13 protein-coding genes are annotated in these 11,869 nt (G+C 61.1%); 9 read left to right on the plus strand and 4 right to left on the minus strand.

The window, feature by feature from the left end:
• The first annotated feature begins 25 nt into the window (after window positions 1-25).
• Window positions 26-490: a phage tail protein gene (locus tag ACWICV_RS05450; protein WP_402470634.1), complete on the plus strand. Its 465-nt coding sequence runs from the start codon at window positions 26-28 to the stop codon at window positions 488-490.
• A gap of 66 nt (window positions 491-556) precedes the next feature.
• Here the strand turns inward: ACWICV_RS05450 and ACWICV_RS05455 are convergent, their stop codons facing one another.
• Together ACWICV_RS05455 and ACWICV_RS05460 are read right to left on the minus strand one after the other, a co-directional pair.
• Window positions 557-1,420, minus strand: coding sequence for an MBL fold metallo-hydrolase (locus ACWICV_RS05455; RefSeq protein WP_454090634.1), 864 nt, complete (start codon window positions 1,418-1,420; stop codon window positions 557-559).
• A gap of 29 nt (window positions 1,421-1,449) precedes the next feature.
• On the minus strand, window positions 1,450-2,415 hold the full coding sequence (locus tag ACWICV_RS05460) for an RluA family pseudouridine synthase (RefSeq protein WP_402470628.1): 966 nt from the start codon (window positions 2,413-2,415) through the stop codon (window positions 1,450-1,452).
• 367 nt (window positions 2,416-2,782) lie between these two features.
• Here ACWICV_RS05460 and ACWICV_RS05465 point away from each other — a divergent pair, with 367 nt between their 5' ends.
• The 5 genes from ACWICV_RS05465 (at window position 2,783) to ACWICV_RS05485 (ending at window position 6,693) form a co-directional block, all read left to right on the plus strand.
• A complete protein-coding gene (locus tag ACWICV_RS05465) occupies window positions 2,783-3,466 on the plus strand; it encodes an MSMEG_4193 family putative phosphomutase (protein WP_332727113.1) in 684 nt (227 codons plus the stop codon).
• Between the two features lie 10 nt (window positions 3,467-3,476).
• A complete protein-coding gene (locus ACWICV_RS05470; RefSeq protein ID WP_332594880.1) occupies window positions 3,477-4,016 on the plus strand; it encodes a DUF3090 domain-containing protein in 540 nt (179 codons plus the stop codon).
• Entirely contained in the window at window positions 4,013-4,780 is a 768-nt protein-coding gene (locus ACWICV_RS05475) for an SCO1664 family protein (RefSeq protein WP_402470624.1), read from the plus strand. Before ACWICV_RS05470 ends, ACWICV_RS05475 begins: the two co-directional genes overlap by 4 nt.
• A 73-nt stretch (window positions 4,781-4,853) precedes the next feature.
• Window positions 4,854-5,693, plus strand: a complete 840-nt coding sequence (locus ACWICV_RS05480) for an alpha/beta fold hydrolase (protein WP_454090633.1) — start codon at window positions 4,854-4,856, stop codon at window positions 5,691-5,693.
• A 706-nt stretch (window positions 5,694-6,399) separates the two neighbouring features.
• Window positions 6,400-6,693: a DUF4287 domain-containing protein gene (locus ACWICV_RS05485; RefSeq protein ID WP_105657576.1), complete on the plus strand. Its 294-nt coding sequence runs from the start codon at window positions 6,400-6,402 to the stop codon at window positions 6,691-6,693.
• A gap of 397 nt (window positions 6,694-7,090) precedes the next feature.
• Here ACWICV_RS05485 and ACWICV_RS05490 read toward each other — a convergent pair whose 3' ends face one another.
• Together ACWICV_RS05490 and ACWICV_RS05495 are read right to left on the minus strand one after the other, a co-directional pair.
• Window positions 7,091-7,678: a GNAT family N-acetyltransferase gene (locus ACWICV_RS05490; RefSeq protein WP_388022628.1), complete on the minus strand. Its 588-nt coding sequence runs from the start codon at window positions 7,676-7,678 to the stop codon at window positions 7,091-7,093.
• Window positions 7,679-8,027: 349 nt separating this feature from the next.
• Window positions 8,028-9,359, minus strand: a complete 1,332-nt coding sequence (locus ACWICV_RS05495) for an NtaA/DmoA family FMN-dependent monooxygenase (protein WP_454090632.1) — start codon at window positions 9,357-9,359, stop codon at window positions 8,028-8,030.
• A gap of 175 nt (window positions 9,360-9,534) precedes the next feature.
• Between ACWICV_RS05495 and ACWICV_RS05500 the strand changes: the two genes are divergently transcribed.
• The 3 genes from ACWICV_RS05500 (at window position 9,535) to ACWICV_RS05510 (ending at window position 11,712) form a co-directional block, all read left to right on the plus strand.
• Complete coding sequence (locus tag ACWICV_RS05500) at window positions 9,535-9,894, plus strand: MerR family transcriptional regulator (protein ID WP_400288430.1); 360 nt, start codon at window positions 9,535-9,537, stop codon at window positions 9,892-9,894.
• 613 nt (window positions 9,895-10,507) lie between these two features.
• Window positions 10,508-11,113 carry a TetR/AcrR family transcriptional regulator gene (locus ACWICV_RS05505; protein WP_332727107.1) on the plus strand — a complete coding sequence of 202 codons (606 nt, stop codon included), beginning with the start codon at window positions 10,508-10,510 and terminating at the stop codon, window positions 11,111-11,113.
• Complete coding sequence (locus ACWICV_RS05510; protein WP_332728461.1) at window positions 11,110-11,712, plus strand: GNAT family N-acetyltransferase; 603 nt, start codon at window positions 11,110-11,112, stop codon at window positions 11,710-11,712. Before ACWICV_RS05505 ends, ACWICV_RS05510 begins: the two co-directional genes overlap by 4 nt.
• Window positions 11,713-11,869: the final 157 nt, after the last annotated feature.

The raw sequence follows: 11,869 nt of genomic DNA on the forward strand, positions 1-11,869 counted from the left end.
GGGGCCAACGCCGGAAGGGATGCCCATGCCATACCTTGTCGATTTCAAAGACGTATCCACCCACGGTCTTGAGACTTCGCCTGTTGCTGACGCGCTGGCAGGCTTGCGCGCCAACGAAGCGCGCTATCTGAAGAACAAGTTCAACCACGACTTTGCCGTGGAGCAAGCAGACGACGCTAGGGAAGCCATAGCTTGGGTGCACACGATTCTGGCGCAGGAACGCGACTTGCACATCGCATCGAAGCCATTGCAGGCAACTGTGTTCGAGGCGGATGGCGCCAAGCGCGCCTATGTCTTCTACGAGTCCGGCTTATCCATCAATGTTCTCTACGGCCTGGATCCCAGCGAGAAGCGCGCCGTGGGCTTCAAGCTTTCCGATGGCATGGCTGTGCCCAACGAGCTGGAAGGGAAGTTCAAGTTCGCCCGCCAGAAGTCCAAGCTTGCAGGGACCATCCGCGGCTCGTACTTCGTGATCAAGAACGAATACTGACATTTCGCCCATTCCGCCGCTGCCCTCAGGCGCGTGCCGGCCGTGAGGTCATTTAGTGCTCTGGCTTCAATCGCCGCGCTTTCTTGATTCCTTCGCGTTACCCGGCAGCTGCGCGTAGGCATCCTTGGCAGCTTCGAGAAGGAAATCGGCAGGCCACAGTTCTTGCAGCTCTGCAGGGAACGCAATGTCCGTGATTGCCGCACCGTTCTCATGAGCCGAACCCAGGGTCGTGGCGAGCAGCTCGAAGCAGTGCATTTGCCGAACGACGAATTCCCGGTCGACGGGCTCTCCATGGCCTGGAACAATCACGTCTCCCGGCTGGATGCGCGCTAGCAGGGATTGGAGCACCATAGGCCACTTCATCGGATAGGCGTCCGAGTCGAACATCGGTGGACCAGACTGCTCGATGATGTCGCCAAGGAACCATGCCTTGGCATCAGGAATATGGATCGCAAGGTCGGTGTCGGTATGCCCAGCACCCAGCGGGATCAGTTCAACTTCCCGTCCGCCTAGATTTGCCGTGCAGGGTTCGGCCAGCAAGTGGCTAGGCGGCGTCAGCGTTACACCGCCCCAATTCATTTCAGGCTCGATTTCCGGCGAGCGCTGCACCATTTCAAGCCGGGGCTTCTCGAACTGCTCGAAGTGCGCGGGGATCCGGTGATGGCCGTAAATCGGGATTCCCCGCTGGGCAAAGAGCTGGTTGCCGAAGGTGTGGTCATAATGCGCGTGGGTGTTGATCACGGCAACGATCGGCAGTCCGAATTGCGTTGTGGCTTCGTCAAGGATTTCTTGTGCTTCGGGTGCGTTGTTGCGGGTATCGATGATCGTCACGCCTTGCCCGCCGTGCACCGCTCCCACGGTAATATCCAACGGATCATATCTGCGCTGGAATACTCCCTCGGCAACGTGCTTCCAGGGTCCTTCAGCCATCTTTTCCCCTCTTGCCAGCCTTGCTCGGGCTATAGCCCTGCCTTCAGCAACTGCTTCCAGCGCTGCGGCATGGGTGCCTCGATCACCAGTTCCTGGCCGTCGGGCTTGGGAATCACCAGCTTAGTCGCATGCAGGAACAGCCCGCGACCCCCAAGCTGTTCGACGCGGCGGTTGAACTTCGCGAAGCCATACCGGTCGTCTCCTGCAATCGGATGGCCTTCGCTTTGCAGGTGGACCCGGATCTGGTGCTTGCGTCCGGTCATCAGCTGCACATCCAGAATGGTGGCGCGCTGGCCTACGCGCTGCTTCACGGTGACATGGGTTTCGGCTCGCTGACCGTTCGGATCAACCACGACCTTGTCGGCACGGCGCAGCAGCGGCGAGTGGATCGTTTCGGTCTTTTCGCTCCAATGCCCTGCAACGAGCGCAAGGTAGTGGCGTTCTATCTCCTCTTCGCTCTCCCGAAGCATCTCATGCAGGTAGCGCAGCATGCTCGGGGTCTTCGCCAACACCAGCAGCCCGGAAGTATCGCGATCCAGCCGGTGGCTCAATTCCAGGTCCGGCAGCTCGGGGCGCAACTGGCGGAAAGCTTCGATAACCCCCGCAGGAACATCGGTTCCCCGGTGCACGGCGACGCCGGCAGGCTTGTCAATCACCAGGACGTCCCGGTCTTCGTGCAGGACGCAGTTGCGTAGCCGATTGAGCAATGGTGCCGGGACATCGAAGGCTGGTGCCACGCCCTGTTCTGCATATAGCGCCGGCAGCGTGATCTGGTCGTTTACGGCTAGCCGGTAGCCTTCCTGGACTTTCTTGCCGTTAACACGCAGTTGCCCTTTGCGCATCAGCCGGAAAAGCTGCCCGGCGGGCACCGTCTTGAGCTGGACCCGGAGGAACTTCTCGATCCGCCGGCCAGCATGCTCGCCGTCGACAAGGATGGTGCGTGTCTTGGAATCAGACCGCTGTTCTGACGCTGGCTGCTGGAGGACTCCAGACAAGAATTATCACTCCGTTTATAAGGCCACATCCAGTGGTGGATCATGGCGTCGCCGCTTTCGACGAGTCATTTGCAAGGGACTTCCGAGAGCTGCCGCCCCGAATTGGCCAACTTTCATGGTACCCCGATGCCGTGAGCCGGTACGAACAAAGGCGCTGTTATGAGGACTGAACTCACACCTCGCCCGGCGCTCATCGAGCCATAGCGTTCGCTCGGCGAACCAATGATCAGCCCTGACCCTCGCGTTGCAGCAAGGGTGCAACGGGTGAAGGTACCGCACCTCCAGAACCTGCCGGGCTCTTCGAAGCCCCGGTCCTGTTTTCAGCCCAGGAGTCGCTTGCCACCATCTCCATGACTAGGCTGGGTTCATGGCCACAGTAATCCTTGTGCGGCACGGACGCACTACCGCCAACGCCACCGGCGTACTGGCCGGACGCACCCCCTCAGTATTCCTCGACCAAACCGGCGAAGAACAGGCGATTCGTACCGCCGAACGCCTAGCAGCGCTCCCCTTGGCTGGCGTTGTCTCAAGCCCGCTGGAACGCTGTGTGCAGACGGCGGAGTTCGCCATGCAGCGGCAAAGCCCAGCGGCGCAATTGCTGATTGAACCCGAACTCTCGGAATGCGACTACGGCCAGTGGCAAGGCCGCACGCTGCAGGACTTGGCCGCCGAAGACCTCTGGAAAGCAGTGCAGTCAGCTCCGTCCTCGGTGACCTTCCCGGATGGCGAATCCATGGCCGGAATGCAATCCCGGGCAGTAGCAGCCATCAGGCGCCATGACGCGGCCATCGAGGCCGAGCATGGTGCCGGAGCGGTATGGGCGGCCTTCAGCCATGGCGATATCATCAAGTCGGTACTGGCTGACGCGCTGGGAATGCATTTGGATCTGTTCCAGCGACTGAATGTGGGCCCGGCTTCCGCATCAATTGTGCACTACGGGACCGGTGCGCCTCGCGTGTATTCCATCAACACCGACGCCGGAGACCTCTCCTGGCTAGCCCCAGGAATCAAGACAACCGATGCCCCAGTCGGCGGCGGAGCAGGACACTAAGGAGAGCGAAATGACGGCAACAGTCAACGAATTCAATTGGCCAGACCGCATTGTCATTGGCACCATCGGCGAGCCCGGGTCCCGCACCTTCTACCTCCAGGCAAGAGCCGGCAAGGAACTGTCCAGCATCGCCTTGGAAAAACAGCAAGCCGCGGTGGTTGCCGAGATGATTGACGAGATTCTCGATCAGCTCTCCACCGTCAAGGGCAACCCCTTCAGCGTTCCCGAACATACTCCGGTGGAACTGGTTGACAACGATCCGCTGGAAGAAGTCAACGAGTCCTTCCGGGTGGGTTCCATGAATCTCGGATGGGATGCCACCGTAGCGCAGGTAGTTCTGGAAGCCTTCTCCTTGAACGAAGAAGATGAAGCCGACTTTGATCCAGATGGACCGGGCGCGCTGCTGCGCGTGCGCATGCCCGTAGGCACTGCACGCGCTTTCGCCATGCGCACCCATGAGATCGTGGCTGCTGGGCGGCCTATGTGCGCCAACTGCGGTTATCCGATTGATCCGGATGGGCATACTTGCAAAGATGAGACTGGCGAATGAGCTCGCCCGATCTGCTGACCGCGCAGCTGGAACTCACCGGCCGCATCACCACCGCCTCCAATGCAACTTTCCTGGGCAGCATCGGCGAGAACAGCGTGGTCTACAAGCCCATTGCTGGCGAGAAACCCCTCTGGGATTTTCCCCATGGCACCCTCGCATACCGCGAAGTTGCCGCCTTCCTCGTATCTGAAGCCCTGGGCTGGAACCTCGTCCCGCGCACTTGGCTGCGCGAAGGGCAGTTTGGCGAAGGCATGGTGCAGCTATGGCAAGATGTTGATCGAGGACAGCGCCCAGTAGACATCGTAGCCGCGGACATGGTGCCAGCTGGCGGTTGGAAGACCATTCTGCATGGGCAGGATGAATCGGGGCAGCAGATGACGTTGATCCACGAGGATACACCTGTGCTGCGGCGCATGGCGGTCTTCGATGCACTGGTCAACAACGCAGACCGCAAGGGCGACCACATTCTAGCCATGCCAGGTAGCCACCGCTACGGAGTCGATCATGGGCTCTGCTTCAACGCAGAGCACAAGCTGCGCACCGTGCTTTGGGGTTGGGTTGGCCAACCGCTGGGTGAAGAAGAACTGGCCGGCCTCCGGACGGTCAGCGATGCCCTGGACGCAGAACTTGGCCAAGAACTGTCCCAGCTGCTAGCCGATGAAGAAATCGCGGCGCTCGCCGAGCGCTGCGCTACCCTGCGCAGCGAAGGGCACTTCCCTGCTCATAGGGGGCAGATGCCCGCCGTGCCCTGGCCGCTCTTCTAGAACTCCGATTCCTATTGACCTCAAGGCGGCAGGCAAGCCATCCTTGGATTCTGATAGCAAAGGCAGGTCGCGCATGGGAACGGTTGAAGCCAACGGTGTGGAGCTCGGTGCCGAATCCTTCGGCAGCAAAAGTGATCCATTGGTTCTCCTCATCGGCGGAATCACCATGCTTGCTTGGCCAGATGCCCTGTGCCAGGCCCTGGCCGCTGGCGGGCGCCATGTGGTTCGCTACGACCTGCGGGATTGCGGTGAATCAACGGCCGGGAACCCGATGAAACCCGAATACAACCTGCGCGATCTGGCCTCTGATGCCGCAGCGCTGGCCAGATTACTGGATAGCCGTCCAGCGCATGTAGCCGGTATCGGAGTCAGCGGCATGATCGCGCAGATTGCGGCGCTGGATCATCCCGAATCATTCGGCGCCCTGACGCTGATAGGCACACGACCAGTAGCTCCCGGACCGGTAGACAAAGATTTGCCAGATCATGACCAGGCAACCATGGGCAAGCTGTTTTCCCGCCCTATGCCGGATTGGGCAGACCGCGCGGCCGTTGCCCAATTCTCCGCCGAGGGTTCGCAAATTCTAGGCAATGATCCAGAAGTTGCCATGGACTTGGCCTCCCGCATCTGGGACCGTACGGCAAGCGCAGAGGCAGAAGCCCATCTGGCAAACCAAATCGGGATCGTCTTTTCCAAGCTGGACTGCACTCCGCGCTGGCGCGAGCGGCTGTCCGAGCTCGATATCCCCACCTTGGTGGTTCACGGTGCAAAGGATCCGTTCTTCCCCGTCGGCAACGGCATAGTGCTAGCCGAAGAAATCCCGAACGCTTCCTTGCTCGTCCTTGAAAACGCTTCAACTGCCATTCCGTCTTCGGCGATCCCCGAGGTAGCTTCTTCGATGCTGCTGCTCTAGGAACGTAGCGATGCAATTCCTAGTCACAGGGCAATATAGGCTGTCCCCATGGATAACCGACCTAAGCGAGTCCCAGGCGGAGAACTTCGACCTGCTGAACTAGAGCTGCTGGCCTTGCTCTGCAGCGGCACAGATGCTGTATCAGCAAAGGCTCGACAGCAACTGAAGTTTGCGCGTTGGGGCGGCTACCAGTTCAAAGAATGCGAGTGCTTCTCGATTTCCTTCACAAGCAAACGCGATTGCCAAAGCGTCCGGCATGGTGGTGGCCCATTCTCCACTGTTCTCGTTTCAAAAGATGGCAAGGAGCTGGGGCATCTGGATCTCTGGGTTGTTGCCGGATACCTGCATTCAGTCGATTACAGGCCGTTTGAAGACGATCCCGGGCACCTGCCAACGGCGGAGAATTACACGTTGGAATTCAGCGAACGGAACTAGGCTTCAGCACTTGCGGGCAGCTGTTCTCCACTGTCCCGAGACATGCGTCTTTACTTGCCTGCGGGTCATTTCAACCAGCCTGGTTGCTGCCGATCAGGGCGCCATCACTGGTGGCGATTAGACGCGGAAGGCCGCAAGGATGCCAGTCGTGGAGCACACCGTGGTTCTCGTGCGCTGGCCGCGTGGCATCCTCCGGCTACTACTTCTATGCGCGGCGTGGGATTAGGTCTAGTATTCGAGGCACCTATTCATGCCTTCGAGAGGTTTCTCCATGTCATTTCAAGCCTATCTGGACACCATAGAAATGAAGACCGGGCTCACTGCTCGCCAGCTAATCGAGATCGCCCGTGAGAAAGGCCTTGGCCAAGAAGGGGTCAAAGCAGCAGAGATCCTGGCATGGCTCAAGGAGGACTACCAGCTGGGCCGGGGCCACGGCATGGCGATGGTCCATGTCATTCAAAAGGGACCGAATATCTCCAGCAAGCACGTTGGATCCGGAGGCAAGCACAATGACGAATCAGATGTTCTGTGGCTCGACGGCATCGCAACTAAGCCTTCCAACTGAACCAGCCGAAAGGCAGGGGCTATAGTTCCGGCTCGGAGTACTCGGTTCCAGTGTCTTGCCGTTGGTCGCGGACCGCAGTGATAGTGGATGTAGCAAGAGCAATTGCTATCGCGATCCAGAAGCTGCCAAGAGCCTCGGCGAGCGACCGGCCGGAAATCATGCAATAGCACGCAAGGAACAAGGCCAGCCCCAAAATCGAGATGCCAAGGTACACCGAGACTCGTAGCCAGGCTACCTTGGGAAGTTTCCTCATTCGATCTGCCTCCACTTCCCTAGCGCTCGGTCCTATTTCTTCCAACGGTATGTTGAGCTGTGGGGATAGACAACATCGACCGTGAAAAATAGCCCGGGCTATCGCCAAGCCCGGTCATATCCTGCGCAGGATACCGCTTGGGCGTCACCACGCCCGCCCGCGAAGGTCGACTTCACCTTCTGGCCAGGAAGCAAGCTGGGACTCGATGGGCAGAATAAGCAGAGGTTGGCCCGGCGGGTCGTAAATTGCGTGGCCTCCACGGCTAATCGAACGCTCGGCAGCGGAAATCCGAGTCCATCCGCACGAGCTGTAGAAAGCGGCCACCTCCTCGCGGCAACCGAGATAGCCGAACGCAATCCCGCCGGCATCAACCATCGACGAAGCCACGAGATTCATCAGGATCCCGCCTAGGCCGCGGCCCCGCGCGCGCTCGGAAACCAGCACTCCACCCACACCTGCAACGACAAGGCCGCGGCCTCCCACACCGATCGTGCGTCGCGCCCACCCGACATGGCCGACAACCTCGCCTTTGCACCGGGCCATGATGTGGAAATCATGCGGGGCATAGCCATATGGCAGATCCGGATCCCAGATGCCGGCATCCCGCAGGTACTCGGCATCGAACAGTCTGCGAAGCTCTGCGGCATCTTGTTCTGCCAGTTCTGCGTGCGCAACAATCTCCAGCGCAGTTTCAAGTATCGGGGCTTCGCTCGAATCGTCTGCTCGCGTCAACGACAGGCCTCCTTTTGGATTCCGGTAACTGCTTCAAGTATCAGGAGTATGCGTGGGATATGGATTACTGTCTCCTGCCATATTTCCCTTGCCCGCATCCCGCACCTTACGAGCTTCCGGGCTGGCTGAGTCCAACGAAAAAGAGCAGGACCCGCGCCAACGTGCGGATCCTGCCCCCTGTCTGGCGCAGCTCATCCAGTAGTCAGCGTGGAACGCGACTGCGCAGCGACCAGGAACTCCACCGGGGTCCGACACAGGCCAACCTCTGCTCTCGCGACCTGCAATAAGACGAGCGGCGCGACCAGCGGCACCAGCTCGAGCGAGTTCGCAGGCATCCGATCAGGCGTGATCACTTCAGCCATTCGCCGAGTCCGTACTGGCCGGGGATGCCGAGGTTCTCGCGCAACGTGGAGCCCACGTAGTCCTCGGGATACAGGCCGCGTTCGCGCAGGATCGGCACGACCTCGTCGACGAACGCGTCAACGCCGTCCTCATAGACATCGGGCGACAGCCAGAAGCCGTCGGCGGCACCGGCCTCGAACCATTCCTGCAGGTGATCGGCGTGCACCGTTCCCGGCCCCACGGTCACGGGATGGTAGTCGATCACGCCGTGCGCGAGGATGTCGCGCGGCGACCACCCCTCGCGCGCCACCTTGAGCGCGATCCCGGAGCGCGGGTCCTGCGGCGAGGCGTGAGCGCTGGCCAGCTGTTCGGGCGTGAGCGGCTTGTCGATGCGCTCGGACAAGATCGGCACACCGATCATCGCGCTGAGGTGCGGCAGGCGCGCCTCCATGACCTTGCCTGACATCGACAGGCGCCGGTCGAGCCCTTCACGTACCGTTGGGGACACTGTGGTCATGATGCCGACGATGAACTTCACGTCGTCGGGGTTGCGGCCAGCTTCCTCGGCGGCCCGGCGCAGCGCCCTCCGCGCAGCGCGAGCCTCCTCGATCGTCCACACCTCCGTGATGAAGCCGCTCGCATAGCGCCCAGCCAGCTCGAGCAGATGCGGGCTCGGTCCTCCCGAAGTGAAGACGACGGGTTGCCCCTGCTCCGACGGCGGCAACGCGAGCGGCCCGCGGGATGCGACGTACTCGCCGCTGAGGCTGATCGGCTGCAGCTTCGCGGGGTCGATGAAGCGGCCCGATTCCTGGTCCTTGATCCAGGCATCCATCTCCCAGCTGCCCCAGAGCGACTGCACGATCTGGATCGATTCATGGGCGCGCTGGTATCGCTCGACCCGGTCCGCGACGGGCTTGCCGTAGTTCGACGCGACGAGCTGGTCGCTCGTCGTGACGGCGTTCCAGCCGGCGCGGCCACGGCTCATGATGTCCTGCGTCTTGAACTGCCGAGCCGTGTTGAAGGGTTCCTGGAACGTCGTGGACCCCGTGAGCACGAAACCGATGTTGCTCGTCGCTTGCGAGATCGCGGCCGCCTCCATGAGCGGATCCATGATGTTGCTGACGGTCGAATGCTCGAGGCTGCCCCGCACGGCCGGGAAGTCGGGCGTGAATACGAACGAGAAGCCACCGCGCTCGGCGGCTTGGGCGTAGCGAATGTTCGCCTCGACCTTCGAGTAGTTTCCGGGGTCGACGTGCGGTGCCCGCCAGGCACCGGGCAGGGTGCCGTAGCCGTCAGTCAGCGACAAGCCGAGAATCATCTTGCGTTGTTCCTTGTTCATGGAACCATCATCGAACATTGACATCCATGTAAAGGTCAAATTACCGTGCCTGCAGGCCCGCGGACTCTGGCACCAAGGCAGACTGCGCAGCCTGCGGGCGGATTCGCGGAGAGCTGCCGTGGCCGGGAGGCGGTTCCGACCCGTATCCTTGACATGGATGTGAAGGAGAACTGGAATGCGGATCGGCGAGCTGGCCAATCGAACTGGGGTGCCCACGCGCATGCTCCGGTACTACGAGGAGCAGGGACTCATCACGCCGCTGCGGCTGGAGAACGGGTACCGCGATTACGACGAATATCTCGTGGAGCGCGTGCTGAAAATCCGCAGGCTGCTCGACTCAGGGGTCCCCACCCGGATCATCCGCGACATGCTGCCGTGCCTGAACGACATTGGCAGCACGATCGTTGCCGATCCCGATCCCGAACTGCGCGCGATGCTCGTCGAACAGCGCGACAAGCTGGCCGAGCGCATCGTCCTGCTCCAGCAGAACCGCGACGCGCTGACGCGATACATCGACGCGATGGATCGCGCCTGACTTCCGCACGCACAAGCCGCCGGAGAATCCCGTCCTCTGCGGGGCATGATCGGCAGGGCAGCTCCTTGCGCGCCGCGGGCAGTGGCCGCAGGGAGCTCAGGCCGATACTTGAGTGCCCATGAATTCAACAGGTCCCTAATCGCGCTTCGGGGCTCCACCCAAGTAAGAGCTCTAGAGCGCAGGGCGGAGTTCGTCCGGATTGCCGCGCGGATCCGGCTCCCAGACCGTCGGTTAAATCGCCGCAACGCGGGACCTGGTTCCTCAGCCTGCTTGCGGCGTTGCCCCATAAGGGAAAAGGCCCATGCACCTTGAACGGCATCGCTAATGTGGAGGAGCTTTCCTTCCGGCGCCACTTCGTGATGAATCAATGGCACGAGGCAAAAAATCACCCCCGGCTCCAAAAGAAATCGAGGGCGATTGAGACATGAGAATTGCACGTTGAAGCGGAACTCCACCGAGTTCCGGCACTACCAACCGCTGGGTGCCGAACCGGTGCCACGAATCAATCCACCGACCACCTGGCACCTCGCGGGCACCAGCCCAGGAAGAGCACAGAGTTGTGCCGTCTGCGATCGAAGCATAAAATGAACAGAAATTCATTGAAAGGATTTTCGTGCCGCGGACGACGGAACAGAATGAAGCGTTGCGTTCAGCCACACGCGCTGCTGTGGAGACGGCCGCCGTCCGGGTCTTCGCGCACCGTGGTTTCGCGGCCACGAACATGCGTCAGATCGCCGTCGAGGCGGGGATCAGCACTGGGTCGATCTACCGGCACTATGCGAGCAAGGAAGAACTGTTCGATGAACTAATCGATCAGGCCTCACGCGGGCTCGAGGCTGTCGCCGTTCAGCTCTCGACCGAAGGGGATCCGCTCTCCATGATCCGATCCTTCACCGAGGTATACGTGGCAGACCTCGCAGCGAACAACGGCGCGGCCGAGTTCTACATGGTGATCAACCAGGGCTTCTCGACGGACACTCCTGAGGGGACTGCGGCGCGACTGGCCGCAACGCAGGGGACGCTCTGGCGGGCCTTCGCCTTGCTCATCAGTCGAGGCCAGGCCGCAGGCCAAATCACCGCGGGAGACCCAACCCGAATGACTTCTCACTACTTCGCCATGCTTGCCGGTATAACGACGATGCACGTTGCTCTTCGGGAGGGATTTGCGGAGCCCGATGTCGAGCTGATCCTACGAATGTTCACAGGAGGACCCCGATGAAGATCGAAGTCGCGCGCGCAGACGAACTGGGTGAGGGGTATCGGCACAGGATCGCTGAAGTTCTCACGCAAGGGTTCGCCGAGGATTTCGCGTTCTTCTCCAAGGACCCCGGTGTGCTTGCCGACGCGTTCGCCCCGATGCTCATCCTGGAGCGCTTCCACGTCGCGCTCGTCGACGGCGAGCCCGCCGCGGTCGCGGTCGTCACCGAAGGCGAGCAGGAGTGCTTCGAGCCGGATCGGCGCGAGCTCCAGCGCGTGCTCGGTCCAATACACGGCATGATCAGCTATCGGATCATCCGCAGTCGATTCATGGGGGCCTATGACGGTGCCCGCACCGGTCTGACGGAGATTGCGTTCGTCACGACAGCGCCGCAGCATCAGGGCAAAGGCGTAGCCACTGCGCTGATGCGCCGGCTCCTGGAACTGCCCTCCGACAAGTTCGTGCTGCGCGACATCAAGGACACCAACACCCCCGCCCTCGGGCTGTACGCCAAGCTCGGCTTCACCGAGACACAGCGGCGACGCATCAAGTTCGCGAAGCGAGCGGGGTTCTCCGCGTATGTCTCCATGGGGCTCAACCGCGCTCAGGCTGATGCTTGAAGAACGTCCGGGCTCGACAGGCCCGGAAGCGCGCTTCTGGGCTGTCCTCAAGTCCGCACTCTAGTTCGAAAATCTAAACTCCACCACGTCGCCGCTCTTACCAACCTCTCAGTACCCGGCGAATCCCCGAAGCGTCGACCCTCTCTTGGCCCTGCGA

The sequence above is a fragment of the Glutamicibacter sp. NPDC055354 genome (assembly GCF_053644955.1).